The 25,098-nt window shown below is 51.9% G+C and carries 18 protein-coding genes and 3 pseudogenes; 13 read left to right on the top strand and 8 right to left on the bottom strand.

The genetic code is table 11. From position 1 onward, the window contains the following. Nucleotides 1-30 precede the first annotated feature (30 nt). Complete coding sequence (locus tag CRI63_RS07355) at nucleotides 31-996, bottom strand: DMT family transporter (RefSeq protein ID WP_135385165.1); 966 nt, start codon at nucleotides 994-996, stop codon at nucleotides 31-33. Between the two features lie 138 nt (nucleotides 997-1,134). Here CRI63_RS07355 and CRI63_RS07350 point away from each other — a divergent pair. After that, a pseudogene (locus tag CRI63_RS07350) lies at nucleotides 1,135-1,242 on the top strand (transcriptional regulator); the annotation flags it as partial. A 128-nt stretch (nucleotides 1,243-1,370) separates the two neighbouring features. Here the strand turns inward: CRI63_RS07350 and cpdB are convergent. Further along, nucleotides 1,371-3,314 carry a 2',3'-cyclic-nucleotide 2'-phosphodiesterase gene (cpdB, locus tag CRI63_RS07345; RefSeq protein WP_135519064.1) on the bottom strand — a complete coding sequence of 648 codons (1,944 nt, stop codon included), beginning with the start codon at nucleotides 3,312-3,314 and terminating at the stop codon, nucleotides 1,371-1,373. A 171-nt stretch (nucleotides 3,315-3,485) separates the two neighbouring features. Here cpdB and cysQ point away from each other — a divergent pair, with 171 nt between their 5' ends. Continuing rightward, complete coding sequence (gene cysQ, locus CRI63_RS07340; RefSeq protein ID WP_130206045.1) at nucleotides 3,486-4,226, top strand: 3'(2'),5'-bisphosphate nucleotidase CysQ; 741 nt, start codon at nucleotides 3,486-3,488, stop codon at nucleotides 4,224-4,226. Here cysQ and CRI63_RS07335 read toward each other — a convergent pair. Further along, nucleotides 4,216-4,773, bottom strand: a complete 558-nt coding sequence (locus CRI63_RS07335; RefSeq protein ID WP_064525852.1) for a YtfJ family protein — start codon at nucleotides 4,771-4,773, stop codon at nucleotides 4,216-4,218. The genes cysQ and CRI63_RS07335 overlap by 11 nt on opposite strands. A 324-nt stretch (nucleotides 4,774-5,097) precedes the next feature. Here CRI63_RS07335 and CRI63_RS07330 point away from each other — a divergent pair, with 324 nt between their 5' ends. After that, nucleotides 5,098-5,304, top strand: a complete 207-nt coding sequence (locus CRI63_RS07330) for a DUF1107 domain-containing protein (protein WP_000689228.1) — start codon at nucleotides 5,098-5,100, stop codon at nucleotides 5,302-5,304. 60 nt (nucleotides 5,305-5,364) lie between these two features. Here the strand turns inward: CRI63_RS07330 and CRI63_RS07325 are convergent, their stop codons facing one another. After that, entirely contained in the window at nucleotides 5,365-6,720 is a 1,356-nt protein-coding gene (locus CRI63_RS07325; RefSeq protein WP_130206047.1) for a hemolysin family protein, read from the bottom strand. A gap of 187 nt (nucleotides 6,721-6,907) precedes the next feature. Beyond that, the gene (msrA, locus tag CRI63_RS07320; protein WP_130206049.1) at nucleotides 6,908-7,546 is read right to left on the bottom strand and encodes a peptide-methionine (S)-S-oxide reductase MsrA; all 639 of its coding nucleotides are present in this window, start codon (nucleotides 7,544-7,546) and stop codon (nucleotides 6,908-6,910) included. A gap of 205 nt (nucleotides 7,547-7,751) precedes the next feature. Between msrA and tamA the strand changes: the two genes are divergently transcribed. The 3 genes and pseudogenes from tamA (at nucleotide 7,752) to CRI63_RS07305 (ending at nucleotide 13,606) form a co-directional block, all read left to right on the top strand. Then, nucleotides 7,752-9,485: an autotransporter assembly complex protein TamA gene (gene tamA, locus CRI63_RS07315; protein WP_130221754.1), complete on the top strand. Its 1,734-nt coding sequence runs from the start codon at nucleotides 7,752-7,754 to the stop codon at nucleotides 9,483-9,485. Continuing rightward, nucleotides 9,482-13,259: pseudogene (gene tamB / locus CRI63_RS07310) on the top strand (autotransporter assembly complex protein TamB). The gene tamA and the pseudogene tamB overlap by 4 nt, the downstream one beginning before the upstream one ends. Before the next feature lie 2 nt (nucleotides 13,260-13,261). Further along, the gene (locus CRI63_RS07305; RefSeq protein ID WP_130206055.1) at nucleotides 13,262-13,606 is read left to right on the top strand and encodes a gamma-glutamylcyclotransferase; all 345 of its coding nucleotides are present in this window, start codon (nucleotides 13,262-13,264) and stop codon (nucleotides 13,604-13,606) included. Nucleotides 13,607-13,982: 376 nt separating this feature from the next. On the opposite strand, the gene ppa is transcribed toward CRI63_RS07305, so the two are convergent. Next, nucleotides 13,983-14,513, bottom strand: a complete 531-nt coding sequence (gene ppa / locus CRI63_RS07300) for an inorganic diphosphatase (protein ID WP_064525871.1) — start codon at nucleotides 14,511-14,513, stop codon at nucleotides 13,983-13,985. Nucleotides 14,514-14,821: 308 nt separating this feature from the next. Here ppa and ytfQ point away from each other — a divergent pair. The 5 genes and pseudogenes from ytfQ to CRI63_RS07275 all read left to right on the top strand — a co-directional run bounded on the left by ytfQ (nucleotide 14,822) and on the right by CRI63_RS07275 (nucleotide 20,198). Then, nucleotides 14,822-15,779: pseudogene (gene ytfQ, locus CRI63_RS07295) on the top strand (galactofuranose ABC transporter substrate-binding protein YtfQ). Between the two features lie 346 nt (nucleotides 15,780-16,125). Next, the gene (gene ytfR / locus CRI63_RS07290; RefSeq protein ID WP_135519062.1) at nucleotides 16,126-17,628 is read left to right on the top strand and encodes a galactofuranose ABC transporter, ATP-binding protein YtfR; all 1,503 of its coding nucleotides are present in this window, start codon (nucleotides 16,126-16,128) and stop codon (nucleotides 17,626-17,628) included. A 13-nt stretch (nucleotides 17,629-17,641) separates the two neighbouring features. Further along, nucleotides 17,642-18,664: a galactofuranose ABC transporter, ATP-binding protein YtfT gene (gene ytfT, locus CRI63_RS07285; RefSeq protein WP_135519059.1), complete on the top strand. Its 1,023-nt coding sequence runs from the start codon at nucleotides 17,642-17,644 to the stop codon at nucleotides 18,662-18,664. Next, nucleotides 18,651-19,655 carry a galactofuranose ABC transporter, permease protein YjfF gene (yjfF, locus tag CRI63_RS07280; protein WP_130216669.1) on the top strand — a complete coding sequence of 335 codons (1,005 nt, stop codon included), beginning with the start codon at nucleotides 18,651-18,653 and terminating at the stop codon, nucleotides 19,653-19,655. Before ytfT ends, yjfF begins: the two co-directional genes overlap by 14 nt. Nucleotides 19,656-19,682: 27 nt before the next feature. Further along, a complete protein-coding gene (locus CRI63_RS07275; RefSeq protein ID WP_130221747.1) occupies nucleotides 19,683-20,198 on the top strand; it encodes a DUF2569 domain-containing protein in 516 nt (171 codons plus the stop codon). 40 nt (nucleotides 20,199-20,238) lie between these two features. Here CRI63_RS07275 and fbp read toward each other — a convergent pair whose 3' ends face one another. Continuing rightward, on the bottom strand, nucleotides 20,239-21,237 hold the full coding sequence (gene fbp / locus CRI63_RS07270; RefSeq protein ID WP_000853753.1) for a class 1 fructose-bisphosphatase: 999 nt from the start codon (nucleotides 21,235-21,237) through the stop codon (nucleotides 20,239-20,241). Between the two features lie 175 nt (nucleotides 21,238-21,412). Here fbp and mpl point away from each other — a divergent pair, with 175 nt between their 5' ends. Next, the gene (mpl, locus tag CRI63_RS07265) at nucleotides 21,413-22,792 is read left to right on the top strand and encodes a UDP-N-acetylmuramate:L-alanyl-gamma-D-glutamyl-meso-diaminopimelate ligase (protein ID WP_135519025.1); all 1,380 of its coding nucleotides are present in this window, start codon (nucleotides 21,413-21,415) and stop codon (nucleotides 22,790-22,792) included. Between the two features lie 160 nt (nucleotides 22,793-22,952). On the opposite strand, the gene yjgA is transcribed toward mpl, so the two are convergent. Further along, a complete protein-coding gene (gene yjgA / locus CRI63_RS07260; protein ID WP_000166270.1) occupies nucleotides 22,953-23,504 on the bottom strand; it encodes a ribosome biogenesis factor YjgA in 552 nt (183 codons plus the stop codon). Between the two features lie 94 nt (nucleotides 23,505-23,598). Here yjgA and pmbA point away from each other — a divergent pair, with 94 nt between their 5' ends. Further along, a complete protein-coding gene (gene pmbA / locus CRI63_RS07255; protein WP_001162191.1) occupies nucleotides 23,599-24,951 on the top strand; it encodes a metalloprotease PmbA in 1,353 nt (450 codons plus the stop codon). Nucleotides 24,952-25,098 lie beyond the last annotated feature (147 nt).

Below are 25,098 nucleotides of genomic sequence, written 5' to 3'. Positions count from 1 at the left end.
CAGAGGCTTATTTAACTCACTGCCAGCATGTCAACTTTCTGAGACAGATTCAGTTAAAGGTTTTTCTGGTTTTGCTCTGACTGCAATGACCACGCCAACCACTAACAGCGCGATACCGCTCAACGTCATCAGCGGTGGTATTTGCTGACGGAGTAAAAAGGTGTACAGCAAACCTGCCAGCGTTTCGAAAACAATCAGCGGCCCGAGAATCACTGTCGGTAATCGCTGGCTGGCGACGTTCCAGCAGAGTGCACCGACCCATGAGCAAAGCACGGCAATCGCAATCATCAGGCTAATAAACACCAGCGGACGGGGGCCAAAGGGTAGGGAGAATTGCGGCGTTTGGGTATTCAGCCAGTAACAAGCGACGAGATAGCCGATGAGAGAAACCGGCAGCGTGACCAGCGCCTGCGCCGTCGCCCACATCATCGGATGTTTGTCGGGGTTTTCCCGCAGCCAGCGGGCGTTGCGCAGGGCATACCACGCCCAACAGACTACAGAGACTGACGCCAGCACGATGCCTGAGGTATAACGTGCCCAGTCAAAATCGGGGAGTCCGTGGTTTAACTCAGCAATATTCACACACGCCAGGCCGATGCCAATACAAACCAGCGCCGGGGCGAGTTTCCCCCATGCGAGTTTGCCGTCGCGCTGGCTGTACAGCAGATTGGCGAAGACGGGAATCACCACCGGCAGAGTGCCGATAATCATCGTGGAAACAGGTGCGCCGGTACGCTGAATGGCGCTGGCGAGGCAGAAGTAATAGATAAGGTTGCCCATCATGGTGAGCATCAAGGCGGTAAGCCAGTCGCGACGCGCCAACTGACGCAGACGCACGCGCCCCAGCCAGGCAATGGGAAGTGCAATTAAACCTAACGCCAGATAACGCCCCATCGACTGCAACATCGCCGGGTATTCCGGTACGATCAACGGCCCGACAAAAATAAGCCCCCACATCAACCCTGCTAACAGGGCGTACAGCACGCCGCTAATCATTACTGGCATCCATTGGTCTGTCAGAAGAAATATTCAGGGAACAGACATGATTGCTCCCGGCATCCCGTCATTATCAGAGAGGATGCGGGAGGATGCCACTTTAATTAACTAGTTATTAACATTAACCGGACGTCGCGAGTAACGCCGCTGGGCGAGCAGGTGAGCGAAAAGGTTGCTGTACTGGCGGACTGGATTGAGTTGAATTTGCCCGAGGTGTTGGCGGTGCGAGATGAACGAGCGACATAACTGCCGGATGCGCAGCGCTTATCCGGTCTACGGTTCATGGCTTGTAGGGCGGATAAGATGCGTCAGCATCGCATCCGCCAATAAATGCCGGATGCGGTTGATCATTTATAGGCCGAAAAAGAAGTGTTTTACTTACTCAAATCCACCTGATAAATCGCAAAGCCGATATCATCGGTCGCGACTTTATTCATCGGATACTGCCCTTTCTCTTTAATAAATGCTGCGGCTTTATCTGACGGGGAAGTTTCGAAACGGATATCCAGTTTCTTATCGCCAGCAATCGGCGCTAGGCGCCAGTTGTTATCTGCCGCCGGGTGGATTTCTCCCGCACGTTTCGACTCATCAGCAATCCACGCTGCCAGTACCGAGCGGTTCTCATCCGGTGAAGCAAAGGCAATATGGCTATCACCTGTTCCGGCAAATTTGCCGCCGTAAGCGCGATAGTTATTGGTGGCAACGAGGAACATGGCGTTCGGATCAATCGGCTTGCCATTAAAGGTCAGGTTCTTAATCCTTTCCGCATTGGCATTAACCACCTGACATTCGCCGTCATAGCGGGCGGGCTGGGTAACATCAATCTGATAATTCACGCCATCAATCACATCAAAGTTATAGGTACGGAAACCATCCCAGTTGATCAACGACTGTGGTTGAGTGCTGTTAGGATCAATCTGGTTAAACTGCCCGGCGGAGCACTCCAGCCACTCTTTCACCTCTTTACCGCTGGCTTTCACCACGATAAGCGTATTGGGATAGAGATAGAGATCGGCGGCATTACGGAAGGTCAACTGGCCTTTTTCCACTTCGACATAGCTGGCAGGGTCGTTCTTACGCCCACCGACTTTAAATGGCGCGGCAGCAGAGAGCACGGGCAGTTTTGCCAGGTCCGGATCGCCCTGGATGTAATGTTCGACATACGCTTTTTGCGCGTTGTTCACCACCTGCACGGTCGGATCATCCTGCACCAGCGCCAGATAGCTATACATATTGTCGGCAGATTTACCGATCGGTTTGCTGACAAACTGGCGTGTGGCGTCGTGATCGGCTTTGAGTGTTTCTACCAGCTTGCTGTCTTCTGCGGCGAGAGATTTTTTATTGGTGATATCGTAAATAGGCCGTGCTTCGGCTTTGGCCTGCGTCACCTGCCATTTCCCGCTGTCATTATTGAGTTGCAGATCAACCACGCCCAGATGATCGCCCCACATGCCAGGCATTACCGCCGGAACGCCGTTCAGCGTACCTTTGGCAATATCCGCGCCTTTAATATCGGCAAAATCTTTACTCGGGAAGACGGCGTGAGCATGGCCAAACATAATGGCGTCAACGCCCGGAATTTCACTGAGATAATAAACCGAGTTTTCCGCCATCACTTTATACGGATCGGCAGACAAACCAGAATGAGCCAGAACGACAACAATATCGGCCCCTTTCTCGCGCATTTCTGGTACGTACTTGCGCACTGTTTCAGTAATATCGTTAACGGTGACTTTGCCGGATAAATTGGCTTTATCCCAGCTCATAATCTGCGGTGGCACGACGCCGATGTAGCCAATCTTCAGCGTCTGTTTTTTCCCGTCTTTATCGACCACTTCGGTGTCGTTAATTAAATACGGCGTAAACATGGGCTGTTTGGTCTTAGCGTCAATGACGTTGGCGTTTATATAAGGGAATTTCGCCCCTGCCAGCGCATTTTTCAGGTAATCCAGACCGTAGTTAAATTCATGATTGCCGAGTGTGCCGACGGTATAATCCAGCGTATTCAGCGCCTTATAAACCGGATGAACATCACCTGCTTTTAATCCTTTCGCCGACATGTAATCTGCCAGCGGACTCCCCTGAATCAAATCGCCGTTATCGACCAGTACGCTGTTTTTCACTTCATTACGCGCGTCATTAATCAGACTCGCAGTACGAACCAGTCCGAATTTTTCTGTGGCGGAGTCTTTGTAATAATCGAAATCCATCATATTGCTATGCAAATCAGAGGTTTCCATTATGCGGAGATCGACTGTTGCCGCATTCACGCTGGCGGCAATCAGCGTAGCAAGGAGCGTTGCACTAAACTTAACCATCTGGGCATCCTTTTATGAATGAGTAGATGAAACGTCTTTCATACAGAGCGTTGAAGGATGCCATAAATAATAAATCAGGAAACGATGACGCCATCACAGTTGGCGGATTCTTTAACGATAGGGTATAAGTAAAACAACGAGTTAACACCACTGAAACAAAAGAGGTGGAGAATGTTAGAACAAGTATGTCAACTCGCACGGATTGCGGGCGATGCCATTATGCAGGTCTACGACGGGACGAAACCGATGGACGTCGTCAGCAAAGCGGATAACTCACCGGTGACAGCGGCGGACATTGCCGCGCATACCGTAATCATGGACGGTTTACGTACGCTGACGCCGGATATTCCGGTTCTGTCTGAAGAAGATCCTCCCGGCTGGGAAGTTCGTCAGCACTGGCAGCGTTACTGGCTGGTGGACCCGCTGGATGGCACTAAAGAGTTTATTAAACGTAACGGCGAATTCACCGTTAATATTGCGCTCATCGACCACGGAAAACCGATTTTAGGTGTGGTGTATGCGCCAGTAATGAACGTAATGTACAGTGCGGCAGAAGGCAAAGCCTGGAAAGAAGAGTGCGGCGTGCGCAAGCAGATTCAGGTACGCGATGCGCGGCCGCCGCTGGTGGTCATCAGCCGATCCCATGCGGATGCAGAGCTGAAAGAGTATCTGCAACAGCTTGGCGAACATCAGACGACGTCCATTGGCTCTTCGCTGAAATTCTGTCTGGTGGCGGAAGGGCAGGCGCAGCTCTACCCACGTTTCGGACCAACCAATATTTGGGACACTGCCGCCGGCCACGCTGTTGCTGCCGCAGCCGGAGCGCACGTACACGATTGGCAGGGTAAACCGCTGGATTATACCCCGCGTGAATCGTTCCTGAATCCAGGATTCAGAGTTTCTATTTATTGAGCAACTTATGCAGCAAGTCCATCACTTGCTGCACCTCTTCCTGGGTGAGCGCTCCGTCCTTTGCCCATTGCACACGGCCGTCTTTATCGAGCACGGCAATGGCAGAACTCTCTTCATCCAACTGCCAGGCGCCGCGCGCGACGCCGTTGCTATCGACAATAAACTGCGACCACGGATAAAGCTTTTTATTACTTTCCAGACTGCTGCGCACAAACATGCCGGAACCCGGAATTGCGTCATCTGTGTTGACAATGGTGGTGGTCTGGTAGCGATCGTGCGGCAACTTCGCCGATTTAATCGCTTCTATCAGCGTCGCGTTTTTCTCTTTGGCTGACGTACGACCAGCAATATGTTGTAGCACTCGCACTTTTCCCGCTAACTGCGCGCTGTTCCAGGTTTTGTAGCTAAACTGATCTTTATCAAGCACCAACTCGCCACGATCGGTAATGCCAATCGGCGGTACTCGCTGGCCGGTTTCGAACTGATGTGCGGAGGCCATCATCGGCAGCAGCAGGCAGGTGAGGGCCAGAATCTTGCGTAGAGTCATGGTGTTTCCTTCTTATGATATGCAGGTGATCCGACCACTTGGGTCTGACTTTTAATCATATGTGCTATTTATCGAAAATCCCGCAAGTGTGATGCCAGTTTGCGGACAAGCGCACAAATCATATGAAAAATGAATGCTTATACTAAAGATTCTGATTAGGCGAAAAGATAATTCTGAATAATTGTAACGTTACGGTAAAAAAACTCATACAGGCTGGAAACATTACCGCAGTAGTCTATAGTCATTAGGCATTAAAATTTGCGCCTCATAATAGTTGGACCGATTGTGGTACCGCAAAGGCGTAATACTCAGCAGGAGACAACAATGAAAATTTTCCAACGGTACAACCCACTGCAAGTGGCGAAGTACGTGAAGATCCTGTTTCGTGGACGGTTATACATCAAGGATGTTGGCGCTTTTGAATTTGATAAGGGTAAAATTCTTATCCCAAAAGTGAAGGATAAACTGCATTTATCAGTGATGTCCGAAGTAAACCGTCAGGTTATGCGTCTGCAAACAGAGATGGCTTAACCAAAGTGCTATGCAGTAATAAGACGGCTCCTGATTCAGGAGCCGTTGATGTTTCTGAGGTTATGCGACGTTTTCTTCTTTATCTTTGTCTTTATCTTTAGCGTCAGTCAGTTTTGGCGAAAGGACGGTGGCTTTGCTGTCGATCCGCGTTACCAGCAGCTGGTCGATGCGGTAGTTATCGATATCCACCACTTCAAATTTGTAGCCGGCGAATTTCACCGAATCAGTGCGTTTGGGGATCTTACGCAGCATAAACATCATAAAGCCGCCAATGGTTTCGTAATTGCCTGACTGCGGGAACTCGTCAATATCCAGTACACGCATCACGTCATCAATCGGTGTTCCACCATCGATTAGCCATGAGTTCTCATCACGCGCCACAATCTGCTCTTCCAGACCCTGACCAACCAGATCGCCCATCAGTGTGGTCATCACGTCGTTGAGGGTGATTATCCCCACAACCAGCGCGTATTCATTCATGATTACTGCAAAGTCTTCGCCCGCAGTTTTAAAACTTTCCAGCGCCTCAGAAAGGGTCAGCGTATCTGGCACGATCAGCGTGTTGCGAATTTGTACGCCACTGTTCAGCGCCAGGCTTTGATTGGCCAGCACGCGGTTAAGCAGATCTTTCGAATCCACATAGCCGATGATGTGGTCGATATCTTCAGTACAGACGAGGAATTTTGAGTGCGGATGTTCCGCCACTTTATTCTTCAGACTTTGCTCGTCTTCGTGGAGATCGAACCAGATGACGTTCTCACGCGGAGTCATAGACGACGGGACAGTACGGGATTCAAGCTCGAACACGTTTTCAATCAGTTCATGCTCTTGTTTACGTAATACCCCCGCCAGCGCCCCCGCTTCTACTACCGCGTAAATATCATCAGAAGTGATGTCATCCTTGCGCACCATCGGCAGTTTAAAGATACGGAAGATCATGTTCGCCAGGCCGTTGAAGAACCACACCAGCGGGGTGCAGACGTACAGGCAGAAGCGCATCGGGTTGATGATACGCAAAGCCACAGCTTCTGGCGCAATCATACCGATGCGTTTCGGGGTTAAATCCGCAAACAGGATAAACATGCCAGTCACTAACGAGAAAGAGAGAATAAAGCTCAGTTGCTCAGAGAGCTCTGCCGACATATAGCGGGAGAACAGGCTGTTAAAAGCCGGGGAAAACGCCGCATCACCGACGATACCGCCGAGAATCGCCACTGCGTTCAGACCGATTTGTACCACGGTAAAGAACATGCCGGGATTTTCCTGCATATTCATAACGCGTTGGGCATTTATATTGCCTTCATCAGCCAGCAGTTTAAGTTTGATTTTGCGTGAGGCGGCAAGCGAGATCTCAGACATCGAGAAGAACGCACTTACAGCGATCAAGCAGAGTATGACTAAAATACTGTTTAACATATCTTATCTAACCGTTCAGGTCAGATCCTCGGAAGGGGAAGTTGATTAATTTGTGTGAAATACACATTGAAAGCCGATTCGAAGAGAGTGAACCGGCATTTTCAGAGGCTAGTATAGCGTAAGGTACTGTAAAGTCGCCAGAGGGTTAAATTTTTGTCTCATTTCACTTTGGGGCCACCTTTTAATACTACACTTCAGGCGGCAGACAAACGCCTATTCCGCCAATTCCGCAATAGCCATAAGGGTTTTTATGTAGATACTGTTGGTGGTCATCTTCGGCATAATAGAACGGTGTGGCGTTAGCAATCTCGGTGGTTATCTGGCGATCGTCATCGGCGGTGAGCATTGCGGCCTGAAAACGTTCCAGACTGGCGCGGGCGGCGGCATCCTGTTCTGGCGTCAGCGGGTAAATCGCGGAACGGTACTGCGTGCCGTGATCATTACCTTGACGCATCCCTTGTGCAGGATCGTGGTTTTCCCAGAAAACCTGCAACAGTTGTTCATAGCTGATTACCGACGGATCGTAAACCACTCGCACCGCTTCGGCGTGGCCGGTCTCACCGGAACACACTTCCCGATAAGTCGGGTTTGGCGTGTAACCGCCAGTGTAGCCTGCGGCAGTGCTGTAAACACCGGGAAGTTGCCAGAAAAGGCGTTCAACGCCCCAGAAACAGCCCATCGCAAAAATGGCGATCTCCATTCCGTCAGGCACATTTGTCATTGAGTGACCGTTGACCGCATGCAGCGTAGCTACGGGCATCGGGGTATTCCGTCCAGGAAGGGCATCGGTGGGGGAAACCAGATGCTTTTTATCAAATAAACTCATGGTGTCGTTCTCCCGAAAGTCGGTCATAGGGGTTTAGGTTGTAACAAGGGACGTATTTGCACACAATAACCCCCGTGAATGGGTCTAAAGTAAAACATAAGTAATATTTTGGGTTTAGTCTGCTTTTTAATCCATATTGCTGGATTATTGTTAAGCCGTTTAACGGAGTTCCAGGGGCAGGAATAAAGGATATTCAGGAGAAAATGTGCGCTATATCCGACAGTTATGCTGTGTAAGCTTACTCTGCTTTAGTGGTTCTGCCATCGCCGCGAATGTCCGTCTACAGGTGGAAGGGTTATCGGGACAGCTGGAAAAAAACGTTCGTGCACAGCTTTCTACGATTCAAAGTGATGAAGTGACGCCAGACCGGCGCTTTCGCGCACGTGTTGATGATGCCATTCGGGAAGGTCTAAAAGCACTGGGCTATTACCAGCCAACAATTGAATTTGATCTCCAGCCACCGCCAAAGAAAGGACGGCAGGTGCTGGTTGCTAAAGTTACACCGGGTGTACCCGTGTTGATTGGCGGCACCGATGTTGTCTTGCGCGGCGGTGCGCGAACCGATAAAGACTATTTGAAGTTGCTGGATACTCGCCCGGCTATAGGTACGGTGCTAAACCAGGGCGATTATGAAAATTTCAAAAAGTCCTTAACCAGCATTGCGTTGCGTAAAGGTTATTTCGATAGCGAATTTACCAAAGCGCAGCTGGGCATTGCGCTCGGCCTGCATAAAGCCTTCTGGGATATTGATTACAACAGTGGCGAACGTTACCGCTTTGGGCATGTCACTTTTGAAGGTTCGCAAATTCGCGACGAGTACCTGCAAAACCTGGTACCGTTCAAAGAAGGCGATGAATACGAGTCAAAAGATCTGGCGGAACTGAACCGTCGCCTTTCCGCGACTGGCTGGTTTAATTCGGTAGTAGTGGCACCGCAATTTGATAAAGCGCGCGAAACGAAAGTATTACCGTTGACGGGCGTGGTTTCGCCGCGAACAGAAAACACCATCGAAACCGGGGTCGGTTACTCTACGGACGTGGGACCGCGCGTGAAAGCGACGTGGAAAAAGCCGTGGATGAACTCATACGGTCACAGTCTGACTACCAGTACCAGTATTTCCGCGCCGGAACAGACCCTCGACTTCAGCTATAAAATGCCGCTGCTGAAGAATCCGCTGGAACAATATTATTTGGTGCAGGGCGGTTTTAAGCGTACTGACCTGAATGACACAGAATCCGATTCCACTACCCTGGTCGCTTCCCGCTACTGGGATCTTTCCAGCGGCTGGCAGCGCGCCATTAACCTACGCTGGAGTCTCGACCACTTTACTCAGGGTGAAATTACTAACACCACAATGCTGTTTTATCCAGGTGTGATGATTAGCCGGACGCGATCACGCGGCGGCCTGATGCCGACCTGGGGCGACTCGCAACGCTACTCTATCGACTATTCCAACACAGCCTGGGGATCGGATGTCGATTTCTCCGTTTTCCAGGCACAGAACGTCTGGATCCGCACACTGTACGATCGCCATCGCTTTGTTACGCGCGGCACGTTGGGCTGGATTGAAACCGGTGACTTCGACAAAGTACCGCCGGATCTGCGTTTCTTCGCCGGGGGCGACCGCAGTATTCGCGGCTATAAATACAAATCTATTGCGCCGAAATATGACAATGGTGACCTGAAAGGGGCATCAAAGCTAATTACCGGATCACTGGAGTACCAGTACAACGTGACCGGAAAATGGTGGGGCGCGGTGTTTGTCGATAGCGGTGAAGCGGTGAGTGATATCCGCCGCAGCGACTTCAAAACCGGCACCGGGGTTGGCGTGCGCTGGGAATCGCCGGTCGGGCCGATCAAGCTCGATTTTGCCGTACCGGTCGCGGATAAAGACGAGCACGGGTTACAGTTTTACATCGGTCTGGGGCCAGAATTATGAGTTTATGGAAAAAAATCAGCCTCGGCGCGGTTATCGTCATCTTACTACTGCTGGGCTCGGTGGCATTTCTGGTCGCACCACCAGCGGCCTGCATCTGGTATTTAAAGCGGCGGACCGCTGGGTGCCAGGGCTGGACATTGGCAAGGTCACTGGCGGCTGGCGTGCCTTACCCTGTCTGACGTTCGTTATGAGCAGCCAGGTGTGGCGGTAAAAGCGGGCAATCTGCATCTGGCCGTTGGGCTGGATTGTCTGTGGAACAGCAGCGTTTGTGTTAACGATCTGGCGCTGAAAGATATTCAGGTCAACATCGACAGCAAAAAAATGCCTCCTTCTGAGCAGGTTGAAGAAGAGGAAGATAGCGGGCCGCTGGATCTCTCCACGCCGTATCCCATCACTCTGACGCGTGTGGCGCTGGATAACGTCAACATCAAAATTGATGACACCACGGTGTCGGTGATGGACTTCACCTCCGGCCTGAACTGGCAGGAGAAAACCCTGACCCTGAAACCGACGTCGCTGAAAGGCTTGCTGATTGCCTTGCCGAAAGTGGCGGACGTGGCGCAGGAAGAAGTGGTCGAACCGAAGATTGAAAATCCGCAGCCGGAGGAAAAACCGCTCGGCGAAACGCTGAAAGATCTCTTTTCTCGCCCGGTATTGCCGGAAATGACCGACGTGCATTTGCCGCTCAACCTGAACATTGAAGAGTTTAAAGGCGAGCAACTGCGCGTGACAGGCGACACGGATATCACCGTGAGCACCATGCTGCTGAAAGTGAGCAGCATCGACGGCAATACCAAACTGGATGCGCTGGATATTGACTCTAACCAGGGGATTGTCAATGCCAGCGGTACGGCACAATTGTCCAACAACTGGCCGGTGGATATCACCCTCAACAGCACTTTGAATGTGGAGCCGTTGAAAGGTGAAAAGGTGAAGCTGAAAGTGGGCGGCGCGCTGCGCGAACAGCTGGAGATAGGCGTTAACCTTTCCGGCCCGGTGGATATGGATTTACGCGCCCAGACGCGGCTGGCGGAAGCTGGACTGCCGCTCAACGTGGAAGTGAACAGCAAACAACTTTACTGGCCGTTCACTGGTGAGAAGCAATATCAGGCGGATGACCTGAAACTGAAACTCACCGGCAAAATGACCGATTACACGCTGTCTATGCGTACGGCGGTGAAAGGGCAGGAGATCCCGCCAGCGACCATTACCCTTGATGCGAAAGGGAATGAACAGCAGGTCAATCTCGATAAACTCACCGTTGCGGCGCTGGAAGGAAAAACCGAGCTGAAGGCGCTGCTCGACTGGCAGCAGGCCATTAGTTGGCGCGGTGAATTGACGTTCAACGGCATTAATACGGCGAAAGAGTTCCCGGATTGGCCATCGAAACTCAATGGTTTGATCAAAACGCGCGGTAGCCTGTACGGCGGCACCTGGCAGATGGACGTGCCGGAGTTGAAGCTGACCGGCAACGTCAAACAGAACAAAGTGAACGTTGAGGGAACGCTGAAAGGCAATAGTTATATGCAGTGGATGATCCCAGGTCTGCATCTGGAACTGGGGCCAAACAGTGCCGAAGTGAAAGGCGAGCTTGGGGTGAAAGATCTCAATCTTGACGCCACGATCAACGCGCCTGGTCTGGATAACGCGCTGCCAGGACTTGGCGGTACAGCGAAAGGGCTGGTGAAAGTTCGCGGTACGGTGGAAGCGCCGCAGTTGCTGGCGGATATCACCGCGCGCGGCTTGCGCTGGCAGGAACTTTCTGTGTCGCAGGTTCGCGTGGAAGGCGACATCAAATCCACCGATCAGATTGCGGGTAAACTCGACGTGCGCGTTGAGCAAATCTCGCAACCGGATGTGAATATCAACCTTGTCACTCTGAATGCGAAAGGCAGCGAAAAGCAGCACGAGTTACAACTGCGGATTCAGGGCGAGCCGGTTTCCGGTCAACTGAACCTGGCGGGTAGCTTTGATCGCAAAGAAGAACGCTGGAAGGGAACACTTAGCAATACGCGCTTCCAGACGCCGGTCGGACCGTGGTCGCTGACGCGTGATATCGCGCTGGACTACCGCAATCAGGAGCAAAAAATCAGCATTGGGCCACACTGCTGGCTTAACCCGAATGCGGAACTGTGCGTGCCGCAAACCATTGATGCCGGGGCTGAAGGGCGTGCGGTGGTGAATCTCAACCGCTTCGACCTGGCCATGCTGAAACCGTTTATGCCGGAAACTACTCAGGCCAGCGGTATCTTCACGGGTAAAGCGGACGTTGCCTGGGACACCACCAAAGAGGGGCTGCCACAGGGCAGTATCACTCTTTCGGGGCGTAACGTGCAGGTGACGCAAACCGTCAACGATGCGGCGCTACCGGTGGCGTTTCAGACGCTGAACCTATCGGCAGAGCTGCGGAATAATCGCGCTGAGCTGGGCTGGACCATCCGTCTGACCAATAACGGCCAGTTTGATGGTCAGGTGCAGGTGACCGATCCGCAAGGCCGCAGGAATCTTGGCGGCAACGTCAACATCCGCAATTTTAACCTCGCAATGGTGAACCCCATCTTTACGCGTGGTGAAAAAGCCGCGGGTATGGTGAGCGCTAACCTACGTCTGGGCGGTGATGTGCAAAGCCCGCAGCTGTTTGGTCAGCTACAGGTCACGGGCGTGGATATCGACGGCAACTTTATGCCATTTGATATGCAGCCGAGTCAGCTTGCGGTCAATTTTAACGGTATGCGCTCGACGCTTGCGGGGACCGTGAGGACTCAGCAGGGTGACATCTACCTGAACGGTGATGCTGACTGGAGCCAGATTGAAAACTGGCGGGCGCGGGTAACGGCGAAAGGCAGTAAAGTGCGGATCACCGTACCGCCGATGGTGCGAATGGATGTGTCGCCTGACATCGTATTCGAAGCGACACCAAGCCTGTTTACCCTTGATGGTCGCGTGGATGTACCGTGGGCGCGCATTGTGGTGCACGATCTGCCGGAAAGTGCGGTGGGTGTCTCAAGCGATGTGGTGATGCTCAACGATAACCTGCAACCGGAGGAGACGAAAACCGCGTCAATTCCGATCAACAGCAACCTGATTGTCCACGTCGGCAATAACGTGCGCATTGATGCCTTTGGCCTGAAGGCGCGGCTGACGGGCGATCTCAACGTCGTACAGGACAAACAAGGGCTGGGCCTGAACGGGCAAATTAACATCCCTGAAGGGCGCTTCCATGCATATGGCCAGGATCTGATTGTGCGCAAAGGCGAGCTGCTGTTCTCTGGTCCACCGGATCAACCGTATCTCAATATCGAAGCCATTCGTAACCCGGATGCTACAGAAGATGACGTAATCGCTGGTGTTCGTGTCACCGGGCTGGCGGATGAGCCGAAAGCGGAGATCTTCTCTGACCCGGCGATGTCACAACAGGCTGCATTGTCTTACTTGTTGCGTGGACAAGGGCTGGAGAGCGATCAGAGCGACAGCGCGGCGATGACTTCGATGCTGATTGGTCTGGGGGTTGCGCAAAGTGGTCAGATTGTGGGTAAAATCGGCGAGACATTTGGTGTAAGTAATTTAGCGCTCGACACCGAAGGGGTAGGTGATTCTTCCCAGGTGGTGGTCAGCGGCTATGTATTACCAGGCTTACAAGTGAAATACGGCGTGGGGATATTTGACTCTATAGCAACACTCACGTTACGTTATCGCCTGATGCCGAAGCTATATCTGGAAGCCGTGTCTGGTGTAGATCAGGCACTGGATTTGCTCTATCAGTTCGAGTTTTAGCTATGCGAATATTTGTCTACGGCAGTTTACGTCACAAACAAGGCAACAGCCACTGGATGACAAATGCCCAGTTGCTGGGCGATTTCAGTATCGATAACTACCAGTTGTATAGCCTGGGCCACTATCCAGGCGCAGTTCCGGGAAACGGAACGGTACATGGTGAAGTTTATCGTATTGACAACGCCACGCTGGCCGAACTTGATGCCTTGCGCACCAGGGGCGGTGAATACGCGCGCCAGTTGATTCAGACGCCGTACGGGAGTGCATGGATGTACGTTTATCAACGACCCGTCGATGGATTAACGCTGATTGAAAGCGGCGACTGGTTAGACAGGGATCAGTCATAATATAAACACGCCACCTTCGGGTGGCGTTGTTTTTTGCGATGCCCCTCGCAATCAGTTTTGTAACTTTCCCACCAGTTTCTTTTCTCTCCGAGTCGCTTTCCAGATCTGCAATCGCATAAAAAACTCTGCTGGCGTTCACAAATGTGCAGGGGTAAAACGGGGGCACGCTTTGAACGGTGAGTATGAGTGAGGTCGGCTAACTTCCAGCAAGTGGCTATGAACAGCAAAATGGTGGTCGAGTTTAGCTTGTTCTTACCGTTCAAGCCTTTCAACTGCTGAAAATAATAATAGTGGAGTAGATAGTTTATAAATTGCGGGCATAAAAAAACCCTTACTAACCGAAGCCCGGCGTTCAGGGTTATTGCGCTAGAAGAACTTATTTATTCTTAGCGCGTTCGAAGGAAGCAACGATTTCAGCTTTAGCGGCTTCAGCGTTTTCCCAACCTTCAACTTTCACCCACTTGCCTTTTTCGAGGTCTTTGTAGTGCTCGAAGAAGTGAGCGATCTGAGCTTTCAGCAGCTCCGGCAGATCGTTAACGTCTTTGATGTGATCGTATTCTTTGCTCAGTTTGGTGTGCGGAACAGCAACCAGTTTCGCATCTTCACCGGCTTCGTCGGTCATTTTCAGAACGCCAACCGGACGGCAACGGATCACAGAACCCGGCTGCAGCGGGTACGGAGTCGGGACCAGAACGTCAACCGGGTCACCGTCCAGAGACAGAGTGTGGTTGATGTAGCCATAGTTGCACGGATAGAACATCGCGGTGGACATGAAGCGGTCAACGAACAGTGCGCCGCTCTCTTTGTCGATTTCGTATTTGATCGGATCAGCGTTAGCCGGGATTTCGATAACAACGTAGATGTCTTCCGGCAGATCTTTACCCGCAGGGACGTTGAGTAAGCTCATGTCTGTTTCCTTTAAAATATGTGGCAAACAAGTGCCGAGTATTATAGCCAACTCGCGCCGAATGTCTTCGCTTGTTTTCGCCCTCATTTTCCTTTTTCGCCAGTTTTAAGACGGTTCGCAGAGCTGGAAAATCCATAACCGTAGCCGCATTTTTCATAGTGATATGAAAGCGATTACAAACTTGTGATTAACGATGTATTTACTTTTTTGAAGTGTGATGTAACGCAATCTGTTACAGAACCAATTGTCTATAGTTTTTTCGCGAACATCTTTTCACCAATAATAATCACCCCGACGAGGACAACCCTATGTGGAAACGCTTACTTGTAGTCTCTGCAGTCTCGGCAGCCATGTCGTCTATGGCGTTGGCCGCTCCTTTAACCGTAGGATTTTCGCAGGTCGGATCCGAATCCGGCTGGCGCGCAGCAGAAACTAATGTGGCGAAAAGTGAGGCCGAAAAACGCGGTATCACACTGAAAATTGCCGATGGTCAGCAAAAGCAGGAAAACCAGATTAAAGCAGTGCGTTCCTTTGTCGCGCAGGGGGTAGATGCCATCTTTATCGCCCCGGTGGTTGCAACGGGTTGGGAACCTGTTTTGAAAGAAGCAAAGGAAGCCGAAATTCCGGTCTTTTTGCTTGACCGTTCCATCGACGTGAAAGACAAATCTCTCTATATGACCACCGTCACCGCCGACAACATCCTCGAAGGCAAGTTGATCGGTGACTGGCTGGTCAAAGAGGTCAATGGCAAACCGTGTAACGTGGTTGAGTTACAGGGCACCGTTGGGGCCAGCGTCGCCATTGACCGTAAGAAAGGCTTTGCCGAAGCCATTAAGAATGCGCCAAATATTAAAATCATCCGCTCGCAGTCCGGTGATTTCACCCGTAGTAAAGGCAAAGAAGTCATGGAGAGCTTTATCAAAGCGGAAAACAACGGCAAAAACATCTGCATGGTTTACGCCCATAACGACGACATGGTGATTGGTGCAATTCAGGCAATTAAAGAAGCGGGCCTGAAACCAGGCAAAGATATCCTGACAGGCTCTATCGACGGCGTGCCGGATATCTACAAAGCGATGATGGATGGCGAGGCGAACGCCAGCGTTGAACTGACGCCGAACATGGCGGGACCCGCCTTTGACGCGCTGGAGAAATATAAAAAAAGACGGCACCATGCCTGAAAAGCTGACGCTGACCAAGTCCACCCTTTATCTGCCAGATACCGCAAAAGAAGAGTTAGAGAAGAAGAAAAACATGGGGTATTGAGACGTATCAGGCATCAATGTCTGATACCGACTCGTAGGCCGGATAAGGCATTTACGCCGCATCCGGCAGTTGTGCACTGGTGGCTGATGCGACGCTGGCGCGTCTTATCATGCCTACGAGCTCGATGCGCAGTGTAGGCCGGATAAGGCGTTTACGCCGCATCCGGCAGTTGTGCGCTGATGCCTGATGCGACGCTGGCGCGTTTTATCAGGCCTACGAACTCGACGCGCAGTGTAGGCCGGATAAGGCGTTTACGACGCATCCGGCGGTTGTGCACTGGCGCCTGATGCGACGCTGGCGCGTCTTATCAGGCCTGGCTGGAGCACGCTTTACTTCGGGGGAAACCATGACGACCGACCAACACCAGGAAATCCTCCGCACCGAAGGATTAAGCAAATTTTTCCCTGGCGTCAAAGCGTTAGATAACGTTGATTTCAGCCTGCGCCGTGGTGAAATCATGGCGCTACTCGGTGAAAACGGAGCTGGTAAATCAACGTTAATCAAAGCACTTACCGGCGTTTACCATGCCGATCGCGGCACCATCTGGCTGGAAGGTCAGGCTATTTCACCGAAAAACACCGCCGACGCACAGCAGCTCGGCATCGGCACTGTCTATCAGGAAGTTAACCTGCTACCCAATATGTCGGTCGCTGATAATCTATTCATCGGCCGCGAACCTAAGCGTTTCGGCCTGCTACGACGTAAAGAGATGGAAAAGCGCGCCACCGAACTGATGGCATCTTACGGTTTCTCCCTCGACGTGCGCGAACCGCTCAACCGCTTTTCAGTCGCGATGCAGCAAATCGTCGCCATTTGTCGGGCCATCGATCTCTCCGCCAAAGTGCTAATCCTCGATGAACCCACCGCCAGTCTCGACACTCAGGAAGTAGAGTTGCTGTTTGGCCTGATGCGCCAGCTGCGCGATCGCGGCGTCAGCCTGATCTTCGTTACTCACTTTCTCGATCAGGTCTATCAGGTCAGCGATCGGATCACCGTCTTACGTAACGGCAACTTTGTTGGCTGTCGGGAAACCCGCGAGCTGCCACAAATCGAACTGGTGAAAATGATGCTGGGGCGTGAGCTGGATACTCATGCGCTACAGCGTGCCGGAAGAACATTGCTTAGTGACAATCCTGTTGCAGCGTTTAAAGATTACGGCAAGAAAGGAACGATCGCGCCGTTTGATCTGGAAGTACGTCCAGGTGAGATCGTCGGGCTGGCAGGCTTGCTGGGATCAGGACGTACCGAAACCGCCGAAGTGATCTTCGGCATCAAACCAGCCGATAGCGGCACGGCGCTGATCAAAGGTAAACAGCAAACCCTGCGATCGCCACATCAGGCTTCGGTACTGGGCATCGGCTTTTGCCCGGAAGACAGGAAAACCGATGGCATTATCGCCGCCGCCTCGGTGCGGGAAAATATCATCCTTGCTCTCCAGGCCCAGCGCGGCTGGCTACGGCCGATTTCCCGTAAAGAACAGCAAGAGATTGCCGAACGCTTTATCCGCCAGCTGGGCATTCGTACGCCTTCCAGCGAACAACCGATTGAATTTCTCTCCGGCGGCAATCAGCAAAAAGTGTTGCTCTCACGCTGGCTGCTGACTCGTCCGCAATTTCTGATCCTCGATGAGCCAACGCGTGGCATTGACGTTGGCGCCCATGCCGAGATCATTCGCCTGATTGAAACGCTGTGCGCTGACGGTCTGGCGCTGCTGGTGATCTCCTCCGAACTGGAAGAACTGGTGGGCTATGCCGATCGGGTGATTATCATGCGCGATCGCAAACAGGTGGCGGAGATCCCGCTGGCAGAGCTTTCCGTTCCGGCGATCATGAACGCCATTGCGGCTTAAGGAGAACAGTGTGATGCCTCAATCTCTCCCGGACACCGCGTCGTCGAAAAAGCGCTTTCGCTGGCCGACGGGGATGCCGCAGTTGGTGGCGCTATTGTTGGTGCTGGTGGTCGATAGCCTGGTGGCCCCGCATTTCTGGCAGGTGGTGCTTCAGGATGGGCGTTTGTTCGGTAGCCCTATCGACATTCTTAATCGCGCCGCCCCGGTTGCGTTACTGGCGATTGGCATGACGCTGGTGATCGCTACGGGGGGGATTGATCTCTCCGTAGGGGCGGTGATGGCCATCGCCGGAGCCACAACGGCTGCGATGACGGTAGCGGGATTTAGCGTACCGATTGTGCTGCTTAGTGCGTTAGGTACTGGCATTCTGGCCGGAATGTGGAACGGCATTCTGGTAGCGATCCTCAAAATTCAGCCGTTTGTCGCCACTTTAATCCTGATGGTCGCCGGACGTGGTGTTGCGCAATTGATCACCTCTGGGCAGATCGTCACCTTCAACTCGCCGGATCTCTCGTGGTTCGGCAGCGGATCGCTGTTGTTCTTTCCAACACCAGTCATTATCGCTGTACTGACGTTATTCTTCTTCTGGCTGTTGACCCGCAAAACGGCGCTGGGGATGTTTATTGAAGCCGTTGGCATCAACATTCGGGCGGCAAAAAATGCCGGAGTCAACACACGAATCATCGTCATGCTCACCTACGTATTGAGCGGGCTGTGTGCGGCGATTGCGGGCATTATCGTGGCGGCGGATATTCGCGGTGCCGACGCCAATAACGCCGGGTTATGGCTGGAGCTGGATGCCATTCTTGCGGTGGTCATCGGTGGCGGATCGCTGATGGGCGGGCGCTTTAACCTGCTGCTCTCAGTGGTGGGGGCGCTGATTATTCAGGGAATGAACACCGGAATTTTACTTTCGGGCTTCCCGCCGGAGATGAACCAGGTGGTAAAAGCGGTGGTGGTGCTTTGCGTGCTGATTGTCCAGTCGCAACGCTTTATCAGTCTGATTAAAGGAGTGCGTAGCCGTGATAAAACGTAACTTGCCACTGATGATCACCATCGGCGTCTTTGTGCTGGGCTATCTCTACTGCCTGACGCAGTTTCCCGGCTTTGCTTCCACGCGCGTGATCTGCAATATCCTGACCGATAATGCCTTTCTTGGGATCATCGCCGTCGGCATGACCTTTGTGATCCTCTCCGGCGGAATCGATCTCTCCGTCGGTTCGGTGATCGCCTTTACCGGCGTGTTTCTGGCAAAAGTGATTGGCGATTTCGGCCTCTCGCCGCTGCTGGCGTTTCCACTGGTGCTGGTGATGGGCTGTGCCTTCGGCGCATTTATGGGGCTTCTGATCGACGCCCTGAAGATCCCGGCGTTCATCATTACCCTTGCGGGAATGTTCTTTTTGCGCGGCGTCAGCTATCTCGTTTCGGAAGAGTCGATCCCGATAAACCATCCAATTTATGACACGCTTTCAAGCCTGGCGTGGAAAATCCCCGGCGGTGGTCGCTTAAGCGCGATGGGGCTGCTGATGCTGGCGGTGGTGGTTATCGGCATATTCCTCGCGCATCGTACGCGTTTTGGTAATCAGGTATACGCCATTGGCGGCAACGCAACGTCGGCGAACCTGATGGGGATTTCCACTCGCAGCACCACTATTCGCATTTATATGCTCTCTACCGGACTGGCGACACTGGCAGGAATTGTCTTCTCGATTTATACCCAGGCCGGATACGCCCTGGCGGGTGTAGGTGTGGAACTGGACGCTATCGCGTCGGTGGTGATTGGCGGTACACTTTTGAGCGGTGGCGTTGGAACGGTATTAGGGACGCTTTTTGGTGTGGCGATTCAGGGACTGATCCAGACTTACATAAACTTTGACGGCACGCTGAGCTCATGGTGGACGAAAATCGCCATCGGCATTTTGTTATTCATTTTTATTGCCTTACAGCGTGGGTTAACGGTGTTGTGGGAGAATCGTCAGAGTTCGCCAGTAATGAGAGTGAGTCCGGAAATTAGACTAAAAGAATAAATTTAACTGATATATAAGGATATTTTTATGTGGGCAAAGGAAGGCGAGGATTTAAGTACAACATGCAAAAACTGTGGTGTGGCTGTTTTACCACCTGACGATTATTGTAAAAGTTGTGCGGATAAAAAACTTACGGGAATTGGTGGCTGGTTGTATTTACCTGCTATTTCTTTAGTGCTGGTGATTATTTCGAGCATCTATTCTTTTATACAAACATGGGGGCTTGTTCAGGGCAATCAGGAAGAACCGCTCAGAACTCTGCTGTATCTGGAAGTAGTTGGATTTGCCATGGTATTTCTGTTGGTAAGTTATACTACTTTTTTGTTTTTTAAAAAGAAACGCCAGCTTCCGCACTACTATATTGCCCTTCTTCTGTCGCTCTTCGTATTTAATGTTGCTGATATTTGGGGAGCAGTACAGTTTCTTCATGCCACAATTGAGCCTTTAGACGCATGGGGGGTGCTGAAAAATATCATTCATATGGCGATCTGGATTCCCTATTTCCGTGTCTCTAAACGAGTCAAATTAACTTTTGTTAATTAAAACGCAAAAACGCCGGAACCATCCGGCGTTTTTTAGACCATTACGCGTCCGGGAACTCACGGATAAAGCGTTCGACATCTTCAACCATATGGTCGTTGCCGACGAAGAACGAACGGCGCTGGTGCAGGGTTTCCGGGATGATATCCAGAATACGCTCTTTGCCATCGCTCGCTTTACCGCCCGCTTGTTCCGCCAGGAATGCCATCGGGTTGCACTCATACAGCAAACGCAGTTTGCCGTCCGGGTGGCTGGCAGTGCTTGGGTAGAGATAAATACCGCCTTTCAGCAGATTACGGTGGAAATCCGCGACCAGCGAGCCGATATAACGTGAGGTATACGGACGGTTGGTAGATTTATCTTCTTCCTGGCAGAATTTAATGTACTTCTTCACCCCGTTCGGAAACTTAATGTAGTTCCCTTCGTTGATAGAGTAGGTTTTTCCTTTCTCCGGGAAGCGCATCCGTTCCTGGCACAGGCAGAAAACCCCGAGCGAAGGATCGTAAGTAAAGGCGTGAACACCGCATCCGGTGGTGTAAACCAGCATGGTAGAGGAGCCGTATACCACGTAACCTGCAGCAACCTGTTTGTTACCAGGCTGGAGGAAATCTTCTTCCGTTACCGGCGTGCCGACCGGTGTAACGCGGCGGTAAATGGAGAAAATGGTACCGACAGAGACGTTAACATCGATGTTGGACGAGCCATCCAGCGGATCCATCAGCACAACGTATTTTGCGTGTTCACAACCTTCAAAGACGACAATCTCATCTTCTTCTTCGGATGCAATGCCCGCAACAATATCGCGTGCTTTCAGTGCGGCTTTCAGTTTTTCATTAGCGAACAAGTCGAGTTTTTGTTGAACCTCGCCCTGCACGTTCTCAGCACCGCTGGCACCCAGGATATCAACCAGTCCAGCTTTGTTGATATCGCGATGAATAATCTTGGCGCCCAGTTTTATTGCCGATAGCAAAGCAGTGAGCTCACCGGTAGCATGAGAAAACTCGTGCTGCTTTTCGACAATAAATTCACCTAACGTTTTCATAAAACTTTCCCTGCAATGTTTATGGAGTAAAGCGACCGCAATAATCTTAACAAATAATCTCAATGTTGCGCTCAGGTGAATCGCGCCAGCAAATTACGGATTATCCTGAAATGCGTTTCTCTGTTGCCCGACATATGCGTAAAATGAACGGTAGATTAAAAAAGGATAGTGACGTATGCGCATTCATATATTAGGAATTTGTGGCACGTTTATGGGCGGTCTGGCGATTCTGGCGCGTCAGTTGGGCCATGAAGTAACGGGGTCGGACGCCAATGTGTATCCGCCGATGAGCACCTTACTTGAGAAGCAAGGCATTGAACTGATTCAGGGTTATGATGCCAACCAGCTCGATCCTCAGCCAGATCTGGTGATTATTGGCAACGCCATGACCCGTGGAAATCCGTGTGTGGAAGCGGTACTGGAAAAAAACATTCCATATATGTCAGGTCCGCAGTGGTTGCACGATTTTGTGCTGCGCGACCGCTGGGTGCTGGCCGTTGCTGGTACACACGGTAAAACCACCACGGCAGGAATGGCGACCTGGATTCTGGAACAGTGCGGCTATAAACCAGGTTTTGTGATCGGTGGAGTACCGGGGAACTTTGACGTTTCTGCACGCCTGGGCGAAAGCGACTTCTTTGTTATCGAAGCAGACGAGTATGACTGCGCCTTCTTCGACAAACGCTCTAAGTTTGTTCATTACTGCCCGCGAACGCTGATCCTCAATAACCTTGAGTTCGACCACGCCGATATCTTCGACGACCTGAAAGCGATTCAGAAACAATTCCACCATCTGGTGCGTATTGTTCCTGGTCAGGGGCGTATTATCTGGCCGGAAAACGACATCAACCTGAAACAAACCCTGGCGATGGGTTGCTGGAGTGAACAGGAGCTGGTGGGCGAGCAAGGTCACTGGCAGGCGAAAAAGCTGACCACTGACGCTTCCGAATGGGAAGTCTTGCTGGATGGCGAAAAAGTGGGCGAAGTGAAATGGTCGCTGGTGGGCGAACATAATATGCACAATGGTTTGATGGCGATTGCTGCGGCCCGTCATGTTGGCATCGCACCGACTGATGCTGCTAACGCGCTGGGATTGTTTATCAATGCCCGTCGCCGCCTGGAACTGCGTGGCGAAGCTAACGGCGTGACGGTGTATGACGATTTTGCCCATCACCCAACGGCAATTCTGGCAACGCTGGCGGCGCTGCGCGGCAAAGTTGGCGGTACGGCGCGTATTATTGCCGTGCTTGAGCCGCGTTCCAACACCATGAAGATGGGAGTCTGCAAAGATGATTTGGCACCGTCACTAGGTCGTGCCGATGAAGTCTTCCTGCTGCAACCGTCACATATTCCGTGGCAGGTAGCAGAAGTGGCAGAAGCATGTATTCAGCCTGCGCACTGGAGTGGAGATGTTGATGCGCTGGCAGAAATGGTGGTGAAAACCGCTCAGCCTGGCGACCATATTCTGGTGATGAGCAACGGCGGTTTTGGTGGGATCCATCAGAAACTGCTGGATGGTCTGGCGAAGAAAGCGGAAGTTGCGCAGCAATCCTGAGACGTTTTATCAGGCCTACTTTTGTAGGCCGGATAAGGCGTTCATGCCGCATCCGGCATTTGAGCATAGCGCCTGATGCGACGCTTGACGCGTCTTATCAGGCCTACAGATCTGGCGGTGCTCTGCATCCGGCAAACCCTACTCACATCAACAACGAAAATTACCCTTCGTTCTCTGCCAGCTCGCGCAGATACTGGAAAATCTGGCGTGCGGATTTCGGCGGCTTATTCCCTTCTTTCTCTTTCTTCGCGTTGCGGATCAGAGTTCGCAGCTGCTGACGATCGGCATCTGGCCACAGATTCAATACTTCAGCGATAGCATCATCCCCTTGATCGATCAGACGATCGCGCAGGTTTTCCAGTTTATGGAACAACACCACCTGCTGGTTGTGGCGGTTTTTCAGCTTATCCAGCGCCTGACGGATAGGCTCTACATCGCGTTGGCGCAGCATTTTACCAATGAGCTGCAACTGGCGGCGGCGACCTTCCATCTTAATACGCTGGGCTAACTCAATAGCCGCACGCAGATCCGCATCTAACGGGATCTTATCCAGCGCGTTTTTCCCCAGATCAACAATTTCTGCGCCCAGGCGTTTTAGCTCCTCGGCGTCACGTTTAATTTCACTTTTACTGACCCAGATAATTTCATCGTCTTCGTCTTCGATGTCATCACCGGGAACGTCGTCGAGCCAGTCTTCGGGCTGCTTAGTCATGTCAGGCTCCTTAAAAAAAAGAGGCTAATGTTACCAGTTAAGATGCGCACTGAAAAACGGTTCTCTGTTAGACTTCAGAGAAACTCTCTACATTATGGCACTTGCAATGAAAGTAATCTCTCAAGTTGAAGCGCAGCGCAAGATTCTGGAAGAAGCAGTTTCGACTGCGCTGGAGTTGGCCTCAGGCAAATCGGACGGTGCGGAAGTTGCCGTCAGCAAGACCACCGGCATTAGCGTTAGCACGCGCTATGGTGAAGTGGAGAATGTCGAATTCAATAGCGATGGCGCGCTGGGGATAACCGTTTATCACCAGAACCGCAAAGGTAGCGCATCATCCACCGATTTAAGCCCGCAGGCCATTGCCCGCACCGTACAGGCGGCGCTGGATATTGCGCGTTACACTTCGCCAGATCCGTATGCAGGCGTGGCAGACAAAGAACTGCTGGCTTTCGACGCGCCGGATCTTGACTTGTTCCACCCCGCAGAAGTTTCTCCGGACGAAGCCATTGAACTGGCGGCCCGTGCTGAACAGGCGGCATTACAGGCGGATAAACGCATTACCAATACCGAAGGCGGCAGTTTTAACAGCCACTACGGTGTCAAAGTTTTCGGTAATAGCCACGGTATGTTGCAAGGCTACTGCTCAACGCGTCATTCGCTCTCCAGTTGCGTGATTGCCGAAGAAAATGGCGATATGGAGCGTGATTATGCCTACACCATTGGCCGCGCGATGAGCGATCTACAAACGCCAGAGTGGGTCGGGGCCGACTGCGCTCGCCGTACTTTATCGCGTCTGTCGCCGCGTAAACTCTCCACCATGAAAGCGCCGGTAATTTTTGCCAATGAAGTTGCCACGGGGCTGTTTGGTCATTTGGTTGGCGCGATTGCCGGTGGTGCGGTCTACCGTAAATCCACCTTCCTGCTCGACTCGCTGGGTAAACAAATTCTGCCAGACTGGCTGACCATTGAAGAGCATCCGCATCTGCTGAAAGGGCTGGCGTCGACGCCATTCGACAGCGAAGGTGTTCGTACCGAACGTCGCGACATTATTAAAGATGGCATCCTGACTCAGTGGCTGCTGACCAGCTACTCGGCGCGCAAACTGGGGCTGAAAAGCACCGGACATGCGGGCGGTATTCACAACTGGCGCATTGCCGGACAAGGTCTAAGCTTCGAGCAGATGCTCAAAGAGATGGGCACTGGGCTGGTGGTGACGGAATTGATGGGCCAGGGCGTGAGTGCAATTACCGGTGATTATTCCCGTGGTGCGGCGGGCTTCTGGGTAGAAAACGGCGAAATTCAGTATCCGGTTAGCGAAATCACCATCGCAGGTAATTTAAAAGATATGTGGCGCAATATTGTCACCGTCGGTAACGATATTGAAACACGCAGTAATATACAGTGTGGTTCTGTGCTGTTGCCGGAGATGAAAATCGCCGGACAGTAAAAAAACTGGCGCGACCTGCCGCGCTATAAACTAAAAAAATTACACAAAATCATTCGCACTGCATCGAGACGGAAAGTGAATGAGGGCCGGGGAGTGTACTCGTAGTACGTGACTCGGGCGAATGAGCGTAGCCGTCGATGAGGCAGT

It is taken from the genome of Escherichia sp. E2661, from assembly GCF_004745185.1.
GTDB lineage: Bacteria > Pseudomonadota > Gammaproteobacteria > Enterobacterales > Enterobacteriaceae > Escherichia.
Note: the sequence above shows the minus strand (reverse complement) of the source record. Positions and strands in the feature narration are given on the sequence as shown.